Annotated in this window: 12 protein-coding genes and 1 pseudogene; 2 read left to right on the forward strand and 11 right to left on the reverse strand. The window is 40.3% G+C overall.

The annotated features are described in order from the left end of the window. Positions 1-287: 287 nt before the first annotated feature. Complete coding sequence (locus tag AC3WJJ_RS05940; protein ID WP_492538827.1) at positions 288-1,580, reverse strand: ABC transporter substrate-binding protein; 1,293 nt, start codon at positions 1,578-1,580, stop codon at positions 288-290. A gap of 113 nt (positions 1,581-1,693) precedes the next feature. Between AC3WJJ_RS05940 and AC3WJJ_RS05945 the strand changes: the two genes are divergently transcribed. Both AC3WJJ_RS05945 and AC3WJJ_RS05950 read left to right on the forward strand, forming a co-directional pair. After that, positions 1,694-3,517 carry a sensor histidine kinase gene (locus AC3WJJ_RS05945; RefSeq protein ID WP_492538829.1) on the forward strand — a complete coding sequence of 608 codons (1,824 nt, stop codon included), beginning with the start codon at positions 1,694-1,696 and terminating at the stop codon, positions 3,515-3,517. Further along, entirely contained in the window at positions 3,495-5,051 is a 1,557-nt protein-coding gene (locus AC3WJJ_RS05950; protein ID WP_492538831.1) for a response regulator, read from the forward strand. Before AC3WJJ_RS05945 ends, AC3WJJ_RS05950 begins: the two co-directional genes overlap by 23 nt. A gap of 92 nt (positions 5,052-5,143) precedes the next feature. On the opposite strand, the gene AC3WJJ_RS05955 is transcribed toward AC3WJJ_RS05950, so the two are convergent. The 10 genes and pseudogenes from AC3WJJ_RS05955 to AC3WJJ_RS06000 all read right to left on the reverse strand — a co-directional run bounded on the left by AC3WJJ_RS05955 (position 5,144) and on the right by AC3WJJ_RS06000 (position 18,666). Then, positions 5,144-8,635, reverse strand: coding sequence for a glycoside hydrolase family 98 domain-containing protein (locus AC3WJJ_RS05955; protein ID WP_492538833.1), 3,492 nt, complete (start codon positions 8,633-8,635; stop codon positions 5,144-5,146). 145 nt (positions 8,636-8,780) lie between these two features. Next, a complete protein-coding gene (locus tag AC3WJJ_RS05960; RefSeq protein WP_492538835.1) occupies positions 8,781-13,718 on the reverse strand; it encodes a glycoside hydrolase family 98 domain-containing protein in 4,938 nt (1,645 codons plus the stop codon). Between the two features lie 267 nt (positions 13,719-13,985). Beyond that, the gene (locus tag AC3WJJ_RS05965; protein ID WP_492539606.1) at positions 13,986-14,390 is read right to left on the reverse strand and encodes an RDD family protein; all 405 of its coding nucleotides are present in this window, start codon (positions 14,388-14,390) and stop codon (positions 13,986-13,988) included. 152 nt (positions 14,391-14,542) lie between these two features. After that, positions 14,543-14,986 carry a GNAT family N-acetyltransferase gene (locus AC3WJJ_RS05970; protein WP_492538837.1) on the reverse strand — a complete coding sequence of 148 codons (444 nt, stop codon included), beginning with the start codon at positions 14,984-14,986 and terminating at the stop codon, positions 14,543-14,545. 14 nt (positions 14,987-15,000) lie between these two features. Next, positions 15,001-15,564, reverse strand: a complete 564-nt coding sequence (locus AC3WJJ_RS05975; RefSeq protein WP_492538839.1) for a hypothetical protein — start codon at positions 15,562-15,564, stop codon at positions 15,001-15,003. 7 nt (positions 15,565-15,571) lie between these two features. Further along, positions 15,572-16,111, reverse strand: coding sequence for a 2'-5' RNA ligase family protein (locus tag AC3WJJ_RS05980; RefSeq protein ID WP_492538841.1), 540 nt, complete (start codon positions 16,109-16,111; stop codon positions 15,572-15,574). Positions 16,112-16,702: 591 nt separating this feature from the next. Continuing rightward, positions 16,703-16,840: a hypothetical protein gene (locus AC3WJJ_RS05985; protein WP_492538843.1), complete on the reverse strand. Its 138-nt coding sequence runs from the start codon at positions 16,838-16,840 to the stop codon at positions 16,703-16,705. A 359-nt stretch (positions 16,841-17,199) separates the two neighbouring features. Continuing rightward, positions 17,200-17,628 (reverse strand): annotated as a pseudogene (locus AC3WJJ_RS05990) (DUF6886 family protein); the annotation flags it as partial. A 113-nt stretch (positions 17,629-17,741) separates the two neighbouring features. Then, positions 17,742-18,143, reverse strand: coding sequence for a DUF5071 domain-containing protein (locus tag AC3WJJ_RS05995; protein WP_422660597.1), 402 nt, complete (start codon positions 18,141-18,143; stop codon positions 17,742-17,744). A 43-nt stretch (positions 18,144-18,186) separates the two neighbouring features. Then, positions 18,187-18,666, reverse strand: a complete 480-nt coding sequence (locus AC3WJJ_RS06000; RefSeq protein ID WP_492538845.1) for an NUDIX hydrolase — start codon at positions 18,664-18,666, stop codon at positions 18,187-18,189. Positions 18,667-18,673: the final 7 nt, after the last annotated feature.

Consider the following 18,673-nt stretch of genomic DNA (forward strand, 5'->3'; position numbering starts at 1 on the left):
AATCCCCTTTTCTAAGTTTTGAGCTTTTCCCCTTCCGCCCTGTATCTTTATTTTCACAAACTAAACGAAAAAACTTAATCCATTAAATTGACTTATGGTTGAGTCTCTTTTGCGTAAAACGCTTTCTTTCTAATGTCATCAATGTAATGTTGTGTTTTTTTGGATTTATTGATTTTTTTAGGGGGAAAAGCCCCTATGTAAACTTGCAACATAAAAAGCCCATTCCCAATAGTCCACCAATGGCGGCTATCTAGGAATAGGCTGAATTTAAACTGTTCTTTATTATTCTATTGGTTCTTAGATAATATCTGTATTAATTCATCTGTTGTTATCTCATTCTTGATTGCTCTTTCAACATTATTCTGCATGGCATCCAGTAATATTTTGTTACCGGATGACTCTAGCGTTCGGATCTGTATATCAGCCTGATAGGCGGTCTCTAGCGCTTGACCAAGTAGACCTGTGGTTTCCTTAATCCAACTTAAACTCACATTCGGATTTGAAGGTACCTGCTTTGTTTCCTGTACCATTCGTTTCTGGACCTCTTCGCTTAGCATATATTTCAGAAACCGGACACAAGCCTCTATCTTACGAGGGTCTCCTGTGTTCCCAATAACATAGCCTGAGGAAGGTGATATATAGGAGATAGTATGCTGATCATAACCTGGAAAGACTGCAGATTTAATGTGGTCCTTGATCGAGCTCATACTAAAATCAGCACTCTCCCACACCCCATTAAAATAGAAGACGGTCTTCTTGTCCAGGAACATTTGTCTGGCATCCGATATATTTATTTTTGTATCATTACTATAGGATTGGGCTTTACGTAAATCATCAATTGCATGTCTAAATTCTTGACTTTGAAAATCAATAGAGTCATTAATCAGTTTATAGCCATTAGGGCTATCACCAGCAATTCGGGCACCAAGAAAGGCCGTATTCTGCTCTTTCTCCATCATTAGAGGAATAACATCCTTATTATTCGCTTCCGCCCATCCTTGAATGCGATTACAAGTCTCCCAGAATTCGTCCCATGTCGTTGGAATTTTGATAGCTGAATCCGGTGTAGAATCGACAGTTATTCCAGCTTGCCGCATAATATCTTCATTGTACCAGTAACCGATGACTTCAAGTGCATCTGGAAGCGTATAGATTTGATTGTCCTTCATCCAGACATCCAAAGTAGACGGGTGAATCGAATTCCTGAACTCCTCGTCTGCATCAATATAAGGCTTAAGGTCTAGTGCGTACCTCTTAATTAACGCATTATTTAGAAACTGACTAGATCCATTGGTTGAGATGATATCTGGCATCTTATCAGCAGCGAGCATATCATTCGCTTTTTCAATAACAACATTCAAATTCGGCGAAGAATCAAATATAATCTTCACATCGGGGTTTGCAAGCTCAAAATCTTTATAAATTTGCCGCATAGCGACATGATCTGGTGTAGCCCATCCCCATCCATGCATTAGGGTAATGACCACTTGCTCCTGCGCTGGCTTACTCCCACAAGAAGTTAGCACAATCGGTAGCATCATTAAAATAAGCAGGAAGATTCTCGGATGTGGCTTCATCATAAAACATCCCCCATATGTATTCTTCATCAGTACTTCCCAATTATCTTAACATGTAATGAAAGCGCTTTACAGTATCTGGTATACTAGAAATTATAAATGACTGAGATGAGCAGGTGAAAGGATTGATTTTGTTTTATCGCAAACGAAAAAAAACACTGCGTTCCAAAATCATTTTCTTTGATATTATGACTACGCTGATACCGTTAGTGCTCTGTACCGTTATCTTATTCATTCTTATATTCAATGTGTTTACAGACTTTATCCGCAATGATATGAAGTTCTTCCTTAAAGAAACAAACAACAACATTCAGAACAAAACACTACTCCTCGAAGATACACTCCTTAGAGTTCGAGATAATGCGATACTTGAAGATTATTTACTCGATATTCTAAATCAATCCTACACCACGAAGACCAGTGACACACTTCATGAACAATTCAAGCAATCGATCGATATTTATTCGGATAAGAATGTAGTTGCGCCCGGATCAGTTTTTATACAGCAAGTTTATTTATTTGATCGTAATGGTAAATCCTTAAGTGAATTCTACTATTCACCATTACAGAAGCTAGAAGCTGAATTCGACCATAAATTTGAAGAAATTCACAAAACATTTCTAAATCAATCCAGTGACGTACTGTATGTACTTGATGGAGAAAACATCAATGTGGTATTCACCCTCTACTCTAAATCCATGCAAAATATCGGCACTATTATCTTTGTCATCAATAAAGAGATCATTCATGGCATGATGCAGGGTATCGACCATTACGAGAATGCGTTCTGGTTCATGTTCGACAAGTATGGAAATGTATTGCTTGAGCATCCGACTAAACGATTAACGTTAGATGACAAGCTGAATATGATATCCACCTATCAAAATGACGTGTATGAAGAAAAAGTACAGAATCGAAAATATTTAATACATACGAAACGCATGGATATGGGAATGAACATGGTGATTGGGGTGCCGAGCAACCAATTGTCCTTTCTGCTCTTTGATTCGATTGGGCCTTATGTGTATATCTTCCTTCTCATCCTATTGATTGTTATTATCTTCTCCATTGTGACGATCTATAAGCTAACCAAACCGTTAAAAGAAGTAGCTGACAATATAAAGCTGGTAGGAAATGGTGACTTAAGTACAAGAATGCCTGAATTTTCAAGCCTCGAATTTGCTCATATCAGCAGAGTATTCAATACGATGACAGAAAAGATGGACTACTTAATTAATGATGTCTATAAGAAGCAACTGATCATCAGGGAATCTGAGCTAAAATTCTTACAGACTCAGGTAAATCCTCATTTTATGTTCAATGTCCTGAATACCATTGCTCTTAAAGCCAAGATAGATGGCAATGAAGAGATTTATCGCATGATCAGTTCGTTTGCAGGGCTTATTCAGGCCAGTATATATAGGACCGATAAGGAACTCGTTACGATTAAGCAGGAGTTAACTTATATTGACTTTTATCTCTATCTTCAAAGCTATCGTTTTGGAGAGAAGCTGAATTATAAGATTCATTATGAAAATGATAGACTGCTAGAGCTTTACGTACCGAAGCTAACAATTCAGTTCATCGTTGAAAATGCTGTTGTTCATGGTATTGAACCCAAGTATGAGAATGGATCGGTTGAAGTCCATATCTACACGAAGAATGATCGCTTGATTATTGATGTCATCGACGATGGGATCGGCTTTGAACACGTGGACGGAGTTGTGGAGCTGCCCTTGCAAGCTAGAGATGATAAGGACGGACATAATCGGGTCGGGCTTCAGAATACGAATAAGATCATTCAGCATTTTTATGGACCAGAGTACGGCATTCAGATTACGACCAAACGAAATGTTGGGACGACTGTCAGTATTCAGCTTCCTTTGGACACCACTATTTCACGTAAGGAGGATCAAGATGTACAAAGTAATGATCGCTGATGATGAACATATGGTACGCAAAGGGCTTGTTCATTTGATAGATTGGAAGAAGATTGACTGTGAGCTCGTTTATGCTGCCGTGGACGGGCAAGACATACTTGAGCATCTGGAGCTGTACAATCCTGACATTCTGATCTCTGATATCAAAATGCCTAGAATGGATGGGATCGATGTGGCACGTTACCTCTGGGAACAGAATAGTAAAGTGAAGCTAACCCTTCTAACCGCTTATGCGGACTTCTCCTATGCTAAATCGGCTATCAAATATGGCGTTGTTGATTATGTGACCAAGACAGGTGCACTGGATGGAATTGTAGAAGCTGTTGAGAAATCGAAAGAACTACTAAAAAGAGAACAATCCGAGATTAATCTCGGTCAACTGGACGCCATGAAGATCAGTGTGATGAAATCAATCATCGATGGTACCGTGTTTGAAGCAGACGCCATAAATAAACTAGCTGTTCAATACAATTTAGAGCTTACTGATTACGTTGCGCTTGCGATTAAAATAGATTCGAATTCATTACAAGATCCCCTTGATGAGCAGATACATAGCAATATGGAGAAATTTCTTAAAATGTCACTGAGCGAGTATCACTCTTCCATTGTCCCGCTAACCAAGAATACGTTCTGTGTCGTTATCCACCACATTTCAAGTCATTATTCAGACATCGCTGATCAAATCTGTTCAGATATTGTGAATGTGGTTGATAGTTTTATGATGAGACGAGTTTATATCGGTATCAGTGAACTGGCGGATGCCCCTCATATGCTGAGTAAAGCATATCAGCAAGCCGCACTTGCATTATCAACTCGATTCCTAAGTGAAGAGGTAAATATATATCACTATGGACGATTAGAGAAGCAGACCGGCGTTTATTCACACCAAACGGATAAATTCATAGATAAGCTTAGTATCGAAATCCAGAAGGGGTTGTCAGACAATGCTGTACAAATATTAGAGCAGTTATTCGAGTTTCAAATGCAGAACCATTCAAGTGAAGTCGATATTAAGAAAGACGGGTTGCTAATTGAAAATAAATGCAAGAAGTATGCAGCTGCTTATAATACAACGCTAGCAGAGGTTTTTGAGTATCGTACTGAGACGCAAAGCGATTTGCTCGAAAGTGTGTTTTTTAGTGAATACAAGGAACTCCTGCAGCAACTGGTCATCGCAACCTGTGATTATATATATGAGTTATCAAAGGGCAAGAATAATATCATCATCGAGACGATGCACTATATTAATGAGAACTATGCCAAGAACATTACGCTGAATGATATAGCAAAGCACACGAATGTTAATAGCAGCTACTTAAGCAGACTCTTTAAAGAGAAAACTGGGGACACGTTAATTAATACGATCAATCATAAGAAGATTGAAAAAGCTAAGGATTTCCTTAGTAATACGAATATGAAAATATATGAGATTGCTGAGTCCATTGGTATTGAAGACACTACATATTTCTCTCATTTCTTTAAGAAGTACGCCGGCATGTCTCCGAAGCAGTATAAGGATAGGTATAGTAACTAAGCGTAAAAACTCCAGTAACATAAAACACCTCTTCATTGTCATTGTGTGGATCAAATCCTCACGAATTCAAACGAAGAGGTGTTTCTACATCCTTATGGAGTAGTTACAATCTTGGAAGCTATTGCGGCAAGATCCAGAATATCAATCTTACCATCTTTAACGATGTCGAGCTTAGCGTATTTCGCCCAATCTGGATCAGACGATGTCTTACTGTATGCTGCTGCGACAAGACCCAAATCACCAATCGAAATTTTGCCATCTCCGTTTACATCCTCAGGATTTGTGACAGGAGCGTCCTTAATGACGATATTCATTGCAGCATCAGCGACTTCTGTCTCTATGCCGCTTCCATTCGCAGCGACTCCATCTACCGCCTGAACCTTCGTTCCCGCTCCATCTGTAGCTGATTTCGCTTTGAATTGAAGTTGCAATACATCACCGTCAGCAGTAATGCTGTGTTCACTTCCCAAACCTACGGCGATAACGCGAAGCTTACCAGGAGTTTCAACGGTATCTACGATTTTGAATTCCGATCTAATCGACTCGTAGGAAACGAGCTCAAGCTTGCTTGCGTCATAAGTAAATGTAACATCCTTGGCAGAGATCTGGTCTGTTACATGCTGTAAACCATAAACAACGGTTAAATCTTGACCGAGCTCGACTTCTTCAATACCTTGAAGTACACCTGACAATTTTCCAATATGGCCAGGGTCTGTGGGTTCAGTCACAATGTTAAAGTTCATGTATCCGTTACTAGAAATCGTAATTGTGGCTACACCAGTCTCTTGATCAAAGGCAACCTCTGGCTGTTCATAATGCTCAGCAAGGCCCGTTAGCGCTTCAATCTTAGGTGATACAGTTAGATTGTCTAACGTCAGTGTTGTTGTTCTCATTACATCGTCCTGAGTATTGGTCATGTACTCTGACTTGATCCAATCCTGGAATAGGTTGTTCACATCTGTATTCCAGCGCTGCGTGGACGCTGTATACCCTTCCCAGATGTTATCTTTATCTACACGATAGTTGTTCAACTTAACGTTAACCGAACCTTTATTATCTTTCAGAATGACATAGGTATGTGGTTCGAGCAAAGCATCCACCGTTGTATCTGCTTCTGAAAGCTTAAATTTAGCATTTTGATTCACATTTTTGTTCTCCAGATGGTTATACAAATACCATGTCTCATCGATGACCTGTGCGAAAGCTGTTCCCGTATAATTAGCTGGATACACACGGTTAAAGAAATCCACCTTCTGCTGCTGCGATGCGATCTCTGGAGAAGTTCTTGTTAATATTGTAGCTTCTGGAAATGCAGACGTTACAGAAGCTCTAGACATTAATGCAGGAACTACCGGAATAATTCCATATCTTCCTGTTGAATATGTCGTCGTCTTAGCATCCTCAACATTTAGACCGTTATAAAAATTCTTTCCACCAAGGCTACTAATATTGTCGTGTACCACAATCTTTGTTTTTGCCTTCATCTCTTCCTTCGTTGGTGCTGGGTGCTCGATTGCATAACGCATAAAGTCTATAATTGCATTATCGAATGCCGGTGTAGTCTTATCTTCAATCCCCGTTGTATATGCCGGATGCTCAAAGTTATATACATTACCTCCATTCAAGTATATGTTCATCATTTGAATCGATAATAATGCCTCTGGGAACGTAGCTACACTACGGTCTTCCTCTCCACCATTCGCGAGGCCAGGTAATCTGGATTGTTCAAACAACTTCCAATCCTTGCGTTCCCACCATGTCCACGTATCAATAAGACCGCCCCAATGAGCAACATGATTCGTTAACCACAGTCCAGCTATGTAACTAATCGTTTCAGCACTAGTGCCGCTTGTTGTTGGAGTGTTCTTGAAGGTGAAAATAAAGCTATCCCCATGATCTTCAGTTGCCTTTCGGAATTTAGCATTGCTGATCGCTTTTTCTATGGTGTTCCCTTGGTTTTGTTCACTCCATACGAAGTAACCACCATTATCAGCGGATACCTTAATGTAATCCGCTGCCAAGCTTGCAAGACTATCATCATAGATCCAGTAGTTTTCAGAAGACATTAAGCCTACTAAGCTGGAATATTGATCGTACATCGTTTGTGCCCATGCCGGAGTAAGACTGCTTACCCCAGTATAATACGACTTGTTTCCTGCAGTCATAGTCAATAAGAGGACCGGTATGTTATTCTCTTCTGCAATCTCCATCTGCTGTGTGTAGAAGGCTTTCATCTCGGCTTCTTTTCCCATACCGATGCTCCCTGCATGAATCTCCATTACCGTATATGGCTTTACATCATCGGGAATGGATTCCCATCTGCCCAGAAGTGTATCTTCCCATTGGAATGTACTTTCCACAGGATTGTATTCTTTCCCATAGACAGGAATGATCAATAATGGATGATCGTTATCAATCTGAATTCGCTTACCTCCTGTTAGAGGCTCACTAACAATGATTGTTGCTGTCGTAGTAAAACTACCATAAGAAGCTGTGATGATAGCAGTCCCGCTTGCTACCGCAGTTACTAGACCCGTATGCTCGCCTACGGATGCAACACTTACATCACTAGAACTATACGTCACACCTCCACCATATACATGCTGTGAACCGCTCATGGCGGACGCAGTCAATTGCTTGGTCTCACCAATCTTAACTCTGCTCTTCTCTGGTGTAACTACAAGCGAATCGGCTTCAACTGGGGTTATATCTGCTGTGAATGCTAAAGAATCCACTTCAATGCTAGCACTGGTGCCTGATCCGCCAACATTCTCAATCTTGACGGTATGTTCGCCAAGTGGAAGTCCTATAAGTGTATGGAGATCTTGTTGATATTTGAGTGTGTTATTCGCACTTTGAAGACCGACAAGTTGGTCATCCACATATATCTTGGCTGATCCGAAATTAGGAGCTTTCTTACCAATCCACTGAATACCTGTTCCTGTGAATGTAAAGGTTGCGCTCGCTCCAACCTCAGTTGTCTGTTTTGCCTTACCACCTCTACTAGCACTCTTGTTTACCGTACTCCATTGTCCTTGATATGTAATTAGATTGGAACCATCCTCCACCTCAGTCCACCCTGCTTGTAACGGAGCATCTACTGCACCAACCACTTCAAGGTAATCAACATCCATCACCGTTCCAGCTACACTTACGAACTTAATAGAGTTTACCCCTGTGATTAACTCAACCTTATAGGTTTCCGTGCCTAATGCATTCCAATTCCCTTTGCCTTTAGCGCTTTTCGCTGCCGCAACACCATTTACCTGAAGAGAGAATGTGGTATTCGATGGTGCAAAATATCCAATATTCACATCATAACTTCCTGCAGCTGGCACATAAATCTCATTAAAGTCCACATATCGGCCTACCACATGATCAAAATTTCCAAGCGCGATCCCACCTGATGCATTACTGTTCATCTGTATCTCTGCATTATTATCCGATTCTTCCGCTTCGAACCGTATCAGTCGATTCTCAGATTGGGCACTAGCTGTTCCCATACTCGAAACACTACTACATACGACGACTAATATAGCGAGTAATGTGCATGAAAAGCGATTAAAGAATGTTCTTCTCCTCATCTGCAAGTCCCCCATTTTAATAGAGTTGCACCTCATCAGCATGACAGTGATCGATAGACTATCACTTTGCATTAAGAAGAGGTGCACCCTATGTTTCAAATATCTAATAGCTATTCAGCCTTTTGCAAAATGCTTAATCTTACAATTAATTAGCTACCAATATCTTAGATGCTACTGCTGCAAGATCCTGAATGTCGATTTTACCGTCCTTCACGATATCGAGCTTAGCGTACTTCGCCCAATCCGGATCAGACGATGTCTTTCCATATGCAGCCGCGATCATTGCCAAGTCACCAATGGAGATCTTGCCATCGCCATTAACATCCTCTAGATTCGTAACAGGAGGAGTATCCTTGATGACGATATCCAGTTCAGTATTCGCTATGATCGTCTCTTCCCCATCAGCATTCGATACAACTCCATTTTTCGCTTGAACCGCGGTTCCACCAGCATTAGTAACCGCTTTAGCTGCGAAATTGAGTTGCAGTACATCACTATCTTTAGAAATACCGCCCTCACTTCCGAGGCCCGCAGCAATAATACGTAGTTTTCCAAGCGATTCAACGGCATCCACAATCTTAAAGTTCTCAAAGAGAGAATTATAGGACACCAATTCCAGAAGAGCTGGATCGTAGTCAAACGTTACATCTTTAGCATAAATGGCATCTGTAACATTTTTTAATCCATAAGTAAGGCTAACCTCATCACCCACTTGAACCTCTTTCGCGCCGGATAATATGCCTGACAATGAAGTGCTTGGTACGGACCCATCCGATTTCACAGTGAAATCCACCCAGCCATTTGCACTGATCTGAATCGTGAAGGTACCTGTTGCAGCATCCCAAGTAGTAACTGGCTCTGCATATTGATGCGTACCATCGTTATTCGTCAAACCTTGCTTGATCTCCAAAGCCGGTTCTTGTGTAAATCCCGTCAACTTAATCGTCGCCGCTCTGTATCTGTCATCATTTCGTACTGCATCTGGAATGTAATGATCTAATACATAATCATAGAACTGACGATCATTATCCGAATCCCAGTGCCATGTAGATCCATCACCTGGTCTACCGTTTCCAGGAATGTAACCATCCCAGACATCGTTCTTATCCACCAGATAGTTGTTAAAATTGAAAAATACTTCACCTTGCTTTTGGTCGTCAATCATGACATACGTATACGGTGCAAACTCAACATTGGCCGTTACACGGTTGTTACTCAGACTTACTTTTGCGAATTGTGTAGCATCAAGCTCTGCATCTACTCTACTGTCAATATTCCAGTTATGGTTATACAGGAACCATGTGTTATTCAGCTCTTGAGCATAAGCGGTTCCTTCATAGGTCTCAGGATACAGCTCATTAAAGAATGCTTTGATGCCCGCTTGATTCTTGAGAATACTAACAACTTGATCCTTGTCATAAACGTATTGGAACTTAGCTTTCACATCTTCACCCGTACGCTTAGGTAAGGATGGAATCGTGCCATATCTTCCTGTGAAGTAAGTCATCATCGTCGTATTGTTGTATCCATTATTGTTCTTATCACCATATAATGGATTCAGAAGATTACCAGTAGCTGTCCGTGAAAGACTATCGAGTGTTCCCTTTTCCGCGGAGTAAGCAAACTTCGTCTTCGCAATAACCTCATCCTTCGTTGGGATATCGTAATCTTCCATATACTCCATCGCTTTTGCAATCGCCTCTGTAAATACGGGTGTAAATTGATTGTTCGCACCATTGTTCGTTGCAATGGATGTCATATGATCCGGATGCTCATAAGAGAATACCGTTGCTCCTACTCTTGCCTGCTGGATCATCCGCATTGGAGCGAGTAGTTCTGGGAATGTGAATGGACCTCTACACTCTTCTGCACCACCCATTACACCAAAGGTCTCATCACCATATAATGGTCCGAAGCCTTCAATAAACCACATCCATGAATCGATCAAGGACCCCCAGTTGCCAGCAATATCTGCCATCCATGCGCCTTGTGCTACGCTCTCATGGGAATTGTAACTTACATTACTCCATGCACTTGTTGTTTTAGCGAGCAGGATAAAGTTCTGTTTGAACTCTTTCAGTGTATTGAACAAGCCCGCATGATCCAGAATACTTTCGACATAATCACTATTGTCGTTCATATCCGAATAAACCACATATCCACCTTGCTCGGCGGCAAGTAAAACTTGTTGTTTCATATATTCAGAACGTGCAGTTCTCTGCCATCCTGCAGTTGCATTGTGATTCTCAGAGAAGAGTACACCTCGCATGTTCGGATATTGCTCATACATTTTTCTAGTCCATTCGATGGATGGAGGCGTGTATTCTCCACCGTCAGATGTTCCGGAATTGGACACCATGATAAAGAACGGGATATCATCACTCGTATCATTTGGTGTATTGTTCAAAGTCTCAGCAAAGCGTTCCTCGTACCAAGCAAGAGTACTTGCGTTTCCTTTTACGCTACCAGAAGCATGAATGATAATAACTTGGTTATCGACCAGATCTTCCCGAATTCGGTTTCCGTTAATATCACCGTTTACGATGCTATCCCAGAATCCCTGAATACTCTTTCCACCTTGCAGTGGTCCAGGCAGATTAGAGTTAACCTGACGATACAGGTGATGTAGGAATAACGGATTCTCATTGTTAACTGTCATTCGGAGTGGAACACCGGCAGGATATTCTTTCACATGTACCTTAATCGTACGAGTAATATCTGTACCTGTTAACGCTGCTGTAATCACAGCGTCTCCTGCTGTTAATGCAGTAATGAATCCTGCACTCGTAACACTAGCCACGCTACTGTTGGAAGTTGACCAAGATAAGGATTTATTATTTGCATTGTAAGGCTGCACATTTGCGATGACTTGAATAGACTCATCTTTGTACATTTCTACCGTAGCAGGAGTTACTGTGAAATCATTTACACCAATTACCGCAGAATCGCTATACTTTACTACAAGCTTATCGATATCGATAATATGGTCTGACGAACTAGGATTCTTAGTTCCCGTTGGTACGATACTAATCGTATGAACACCCTCGGTTAAATTCATATTTTCATAATGAACTTTGTTAAACGTAGCATCCGCTCCACGTCCATAGGTATCCACAGTTGCAACTTTTACACCGTCGAGCCATACTTCGCCGATACCAAAGTTCACATCCTTCTGCCCAATCCAGCGAATACCAGTACCATAGAACGTTAAAGTAGCTTTAGCGCCCTTCGTAGATGAAATCGCAATTCCTTCGCTATCCAGATTACCCCAGCCTTCATCATAGACAATATCTTTACCTAGGGCATCAACATCATGCCATGTTGCCTCAACACCTGGCCCTACATCTGGAATAATAGGATCAGTTGGAGGTGCTATAGTTGGTGTACTTCCTTGACCCAGATAAAGATTCAGGTTCGCGAATGTGTTCTCTGTGTATCCTGTTCTCCAGCCATTTTGAACACCATTCGTGCCGCCACTATACCAAACTCTTACCTTATCTGTTGCAGCATCATAAATCAGGCTTGATCGGTAGATAAAGCTGCTGTCCCACTTCCCTGGAGCAACATCCATGACCTTTTTATCGTAAGTTGTCCATACTTTCCCGTCATTCGATTTTGCGAAGAAGAGATACGTTTGCGCAGAACTACCCCCATCTGGATAGGCCGGGAAGATAGCCCAGTATTGATTCTTCTCAGGGATGTACTGAACGTTCATATGCCATATTTGATAATTAGCTAGATCAAAGGTGTCAGCCAGTGATACAGGCTCGCTCCAATGGATACCGTCCTTGGATAGTCTGTAGTCGATCCGGTTGGATTGGTTATTGTAGCCCCGATCTCCTGTGTTTACTGTCCACATCTTCCAGATCCCATCATCCCCCCTAATCACCGAAGGAGAAAGAGCATCATAACGATATGTAGTCTTAATTACCGTCTGGTACTTTGGAGTTACGACACTTGCGCCACTCTCTCCTTTAGAGATAATGAACAATCGAATCTCTGAAGGTGCAAATCCATTGCCACCATAACCAGGGTCATCTTTTGCCCAGTTATAGTAGAAGTACAAGGAGTCATTCTTCGGATTGTAGACAAGCTCTGCATCACAGTTATGATACGGACGTGGTTCTTCCTTAACCCCTGTCAACGGATTACTTATACCATTCGGAGCCACCCACGTTACATTGTCGTTAGAAGCAAGTAGTGCTGGATTCTCGAACTGTGAGTTTCCGTTCTGGTTAGGTGTTGTAGCCATCCAGTACTTGTAGCCATTCCAACCATTTTTAAAATAAAGCACATCGGGATGCGTCTCCCCTTTTTGCTTGCCGTTAGCTGTGAAAATATCCCCTAAATCAAGTGGCTGCTCAGCATTTGGGAATGGCAACTTTACTATTGGATTGGTTGACTCTGCCTTAGCCCAAGCCTGTAACTCGACGTAATGTCCCCCCTTTTTCCCTCCCTTATCGTGCCCATTGTTGATAATTCGGATATATCGACCCGTAATCGGTGCAGTGAATCTGATTTCTTTACCTGCAGCCGTTTCTGCATATGCTTTCTCCGTACCTGCACCAAAACCAAAGAAATCGCTTTCATCTGCGTTGTACACAATATCTTCAGCTGAGAAATTAGCATCCTCCGAAATGAAGATAATCGTATCTTTATACGATCGGTTATCATTAAAATAACGCCACAAATTCAGTTTTTCCAGATCATAGTTCTTACCCAAGTCGATCTGTACATAATAAGGGTCTAACTTGGTCTGAGCCATATCCCTTCCGGTTTCTGCGTAGTTAACATCTGAATTTGTACCAATGATACCATCATTCAGCATCCTTGCTGGTCGATCGGAACTCCCTCCTTTGTTAACGCTCGCAATACCTTTAAGAGCAACATTTGTTAGTTGTACTTCTGCAGCAGCGCTCGCCAATTGTGCTTCAAAAGCTGCATTCGACTGCTGTGCCTCTGTAGTAACCGATGCATCAACCTGAGCTTGGTCTTGGGCATATGCTGCACTTGGCCCGAGTAACATCGTTAAAGCTAGAAGTGAACTAAAGTACTTATTCCACAAGCCCTTTCTTTTTTTCATGAATTCACCCTCCCTTTCTATTCTTCTCCTTACTGTAATGAGCATTTTAAATATAACCTTTTGAATTCATGGTTTACATGTGTGTTTTACACCGATTATTGATGTTTTTTTACTGCCTGCGTGATGCTCAATTCATTATTCACAACAAAATGAAAGCGCTTGCTCATGTAACTACAATAAGGTAAAGGGATAGCAAGTCAATGGTGTGAGTTTACATAAAGAATCATCAAAACTAAAAAGCGCCCCAGCCATAGGCTAGAACGCTTACTATTCACGATCATAAACCACTTCTGTGCCTGCAATTAAATCATGCAGTGACCGTCTATCTTCTCTCATGCTGATCATAATAATACTTGCGATTAATCCTATACCTAGAGTCAGTGCGTAGACTACGCCCCCGACAACGTTGCGCATTAACATGGTTCCGAAACTGGGAGGCATATGATCATATACCTTGCGAATACGTATCCCGCAAATACGCTTTCCAATTGTGTAACCATACCAGAATATCGGTAGTAGCAGCGAGTATAACATCGACAAAATGTCAGTAATCGGTTCCCGATCCATTCCTCCGTCAATTTGATAAGAAAGAAAACCTAATGGAATCCCGATAATCAGACCATCCAACACCAGAGCGCCTAATCTGATCCAAAACCCAGCTTCCCTCTCCATGCCCTCACTCCCGTCATACCACGAAGATTTCAGTTCAAACTCTTTATTCGATATACTCAATTTCCCTTACCTTAAAATCATCTGGATTCCAATCATCGTCTGGCGATCCGTCTTCTATCGTTATTCTCATGTATATTCACCTCCACCCCATATTATCCATTGAGGTTTTTCGCTAAAAAGACTATTCTGTTGACTTCCTTAAAGCCATTCATCACATAAAACTTCTCTGCGGGTATATCTCGGTTCGTAAGTAAAACAATGTCCTCTATGCCCTCTGTAGTTAATGTCTGCTCAAGATATTGAAGCATGTTCGTTCCAGTTCCAGTACGATGGAAATCCGATCTAATACACAATTCATGAATGAAGAATTCATTCCCCTTCCACCAACACTTACTTACTCCAAAAATAAATCCATGAATTCCTGAGTCGTTCGCTGCTACTACGCCAATAAAGCCCGGTGTACTTACAAAATCCATTAAATAATGCTTAGCCCTATCATTTGTCCACTGATCGTTCCAAGGCTCTCTGTTAAATACATTTATAAATAACTCGACACAAAATTCTAAATCACTAGGTTTGAAGTCTCTAATGTTCATTGATATCACCGCTTCTATATAGGATAATTCACAACTCGGCATATAAGATTCTCAATCCGTATTTCTATTCCCTCATCCTCGAAGGATTGATCATAGTCATTGTTCATTTTAGTATAAAAATGTTGAATCGCTTTTAGTAAAGAGACCAAGAACGCTTGATATGGAAGCTGCGCATCCACACACTTATTAGATATATCAAACTCTTGGTAGATGGATAGATGAAGGAACTCTTGATTGAGCGATTTCAACTCTATAATGTATGGGTCAATACCATATTGTCGTCTAGATTCACCATAGTTAATTACTTCCTCAGCAGCATTTAAATATGTCAGCCACAAATCAAGTGCACTAGGCACATTAAATCCGGCGATAACTTCTTGATCATATGTAATAGTAAAAAGCATCTGAATATGTCGAGTTGAGAATTTATCATCATGTATGATTTCATATACTTCTTCTACATTATCGATATCAACATACTGCTTATCCGTGTGTATAAGTTCCAACCAGTTTTTAACCCCGTATTTTTCCTCAATCTGTCTGCCTGATCTTACGATATGTGGTTTAATTTCAATCATTCATTTACTACCTCACTAATTTTTTCGAATAGATTACAGGCACATTATTCTTATCAATAAATTCAATGACGGCCACTTCTGTTATTTTTCCGTAGATCGCGTCATTCCTTCTAGAACAAAAGTGAAATCCCTCGGCTAACTTCTCGGGTGACAATCGATTCGCGATTGTACAATGAGGTATCCATCTGTCAGGCAGATATAGAGACTCAGGATCATCGTTAAACGGTTCAAAACATTTGTGATGATTAGAATGAAAATCCAGTAGTTCTCTTGTGACAATGGGCGTGAAATACAATGCTCCTGATCTCAAAAAAGATCCAAATGAGCTAAGTGAGATATCTAACTCGGGGACGTTGTTATAGAAATCATCCATTTGTTTTATAAATTCAGATTTAATGAAATGGTTATAGCTCGCCAGCGTAATATGAGGCCTCCTATCTACCACTTCACCTGCATAAAAAGAAATAGATCTCTCCTTCAGCTCATCCCAAATGCTTCTGATGATCTGTTCTGTTTGTTCATCGAATAAAGCGATGACACCATACATTCATCCTCACCCCATGCGTTATGTATGTCTTAAATAGTTCTTAATCACTTCGTCATCCCAAACCTGCACTTCAATATATCTTTCCGGCCCCTTGTCTCCATGTCTGTTCCAATGCTGTGGAAACCCAAATTCCTCTATCACTTTCATTATTTCTTGTTTGGTACCAATCAAAATAATGATATAAAATGTGGTTCATCATACTAATCCTTTTCCTTTTAATATTGTGTACTTATATAAGCTATCATGGTTATGGTCCAAACGATTAGTGCAAATAATGATCCTGACCAGAATAATTCTACTTTATAAGGTTTGTTCTTAACGATTTTTTTGATGGCTCTTAATAATGCAAAAATGAAGAAAAAAGCGATAACAGGCATTAAATATATACCAATAAAAACAAATACAATCATGTTCAAACTCCTTTCATTATCTAATTAATAACCATTCGTATAATTCTGGATTTGAATACGTTATATCCATGACATGATGTTCATGCTTTAATACAGAATAACTCGTAAATGTTACCTCCCTTTCAATTGCTTGCATGGCTCTAACCATATCAAGTGATCCCGAAAAAGGAACAATATCATCTTATTCCCCATGGAATGCCCAGACAGGTATATCAATATTGCTGGCTGCTTCTGGTCCATACCAACCAGCAATGGGGACAGCTGCCGCAAAGACATTTGATGAATGGGCAGCGAAGTCCCAAACCCCATGTCCACCCATACTAAAGCCAGTCAAATTTCCTTGAATCTATTCTAAATTCCGTTAGGATTTGCTCTAACAACCCCATCACTTCGTTCCTTACTACCGGCCAAGAAGCAAATGAAGGACATTGAGGAGCTAGGATAAAAAAAGGAAAATCACTGTTCTTCTCAGCATATTTCAATAATTCATAATCATCTAAAAACTAATACCAGAGCCTCGTTTCTTAATTCCATGTAAAATAAGATGATTGGCCATTGTTTACTCCGTCCATATTGAATAGGAACAGATAACTTGTACCCTAGCTTAGCTTTAATCATAATAGTTTTATCAAAAACATAATTACTGATAGACATTTTTCATCCTTCCACCTATTCCCATCACTCCTGTACCGCATTCCTCATACCAATCATAGAGAAATTGACCGTAGACTCTAAAATACGTTCTTTCAATGGGATTAATGAGGGGGTCACTCTCAGCTCTATCCCTTTATGTAAAATTACGCTTATCAAATCATCAATTTTCTCGATACTTAAGGGTTTAACGGTAAGATTTGTGGTGTAATAACCTGCATTCGGTTCCTCTAATTTAGATCCATCGAAATCAAACGTGTATCTATAGATGGTTCCTTTTTTTAACCGGTCGTACCAACCTGCCTCAATCGCAATAATCCGCTTAGTCTTTGACATTCCAAAGAACTTTACTAGATCATCCTCAGTAGTATCTTCTTTGTGCCATAGACACACTCTCGGACATTCGCGAGGAAAATAATAATGGGGAGCATGATATGCATCAATGGTCCATACCTTTGCCTCTTCCTGTTTTTATATCTTCCTTGGTTCAAAGACCTGAATATTTGACTCTTCACTAAAATGGTATAGTTTCATGAACGACTTGACCTCACTTTATACGGTGTTTCGCATTATTTTAAATCTTTTAGAATTTCCAGAGCTGTAATATGTACTTCCTCAAGTTCTTCTCCCTTCGTTGGTGTATAAGCTATTCTCTTAATTTCTTCTTGTAAAGATAGTATCAACTCATCCGGTAATTCCATGACAAAATATCTTAGGCACCATTCTTTCCAAATATCATCATCACCTGAGAGTACAAGACTTATGTGTGGGATTGTTTCTTCAGGGATTGTTAATAGGATTTGTGATATATTGATAGCTATTGGCCAGTTTATATCTTGAAGCCAACCTAGCAATTCCGGTATAAGTTGAACGATGTCTTCTTTTGGTAATTTTTTTAAGTCATTTACTTTTTCGAAATCATGCTTGTTCCTTGGTAAAAGATTAAAAATCAGACTTCCTCCTTTTGTCATAACTTCTACTATAAAAGATAGACCTTCTTAATCAAAAGCTTTCTTAAACCCTATGTTTTAAATAATATTGCAACCCTGCCCGATCTACATCAGAGAACTGCCTTGGATTTTCAAACATTAATCTATTAACCTCTTCTACCTTTTCCCATCGAACATCCTTAGTATCATCCCCAACGGTCAGGAGACTTCCTTCCACCTTACAAATAAAGTACATCCCTACAGAATCTACTGGCCCTTTTACCGTCTGGTATACACAAAAAGGTTCCAAGCATTCCACTTCGAAATCCGGGTTAATTCCCCGGGTATCGATACGCTTCTCACTACCCTCCACCTCAACAACTGTTAAACCCGTTTCTTCGAGTACCTCACGCTTTAACCCATCTAAGATGGGTTCATATAGTTCTAATCTTCCTCCTGGTAATTCCAATGCTTGCTCGTTCTTTTTATTTCGAGTTTGAATAACGATTTCAGTTGTGCCATTCTCTTCACGTTCAATAAAGGCCCTTGCATTAACATAAAACATGAACGAA

The organism is Paenibacillus sp. FW507-14B1B (assembly GCF_058781425.1).

Coding starts and splice junctions, on each gene's coding strand:
- AC3WJJ_RS05940 (WP_492538827.1), bottom strand. CDS start 1,580: ATGATGAAGCCACATCCGAGAATCTTCCTGCTTATTTTAATGATGCTA.
- AC3WJJ_RS05950 (WP_492538831.1), top strand. CDS start 3,495: ATGTACAAAGTAATGATCGCTGATGATGAACATATGGTACGCAAAGGG.
- AC3WJJ_RS05955 (WP_492538833.1), bottom strand. CDS start 8,635: ATGAGGAGAAGAACATTCTTTAATCGCTTTTCATGCACATTACTCGCT.
- AC3WJJ_RS05960 (WP_492538835.1), bottom strand. CDS start 13,718: ATGAAAAAAAGAAAGGGCTTGTGGAATAAGTACTTTAGTTCACTTCTA.
- AC3WJJ_RS05965 (WP_492539606.1), bottom strand. CDS start 14,390: ATGGAGAGGGAAGCTGGGTTTTGGATCAGATTAGGCGCTCTGGTGTTG.
- AC3WJJ_RS05970 (WP_492538837.1), bottom strand. CDS start 14,986: ATGAACATTAGAGACTTCAAACCTAGTGATTTAGAATTTTGTGTCGAG.
- AC3WJJ_RS05975 (WP_492538839.1), bottom strand. CDS start 15,564: ATGATTGAAATTAAACCACATATCGTAAGATCAGGCAGACAGATTGAG.
- AC3WJJ_RS05980 (WP_492538841.1), bottom strand. CDS start 16,111: ATGTATGGTGTCATCGCTTTATTCGATGAACAAACAGAACAGATCATC.
- AC3WJJ_RS05985 (WP_492538843.1), bottom strand. CDS start 16,840: ATGGGTGGACATGGGGTTTGGGACTTCGCTGCCCATTCATCAAATGTC.
- AC3WJJ_RS05995 (WP_422660597.1), bottom strand. CDS start 18,143: ATGACAAAAGGAGGAAGTCTGATTTTTAATCTTTTACCAAGGAACAAG.
- AC3WJJ_RS06000 (WP_492538845.1), bottom strand. CDS start 18,666: ATGTTTTATGTTAATGCAAGGGCCTTTATTGAACGTGAAGAGAATGGC.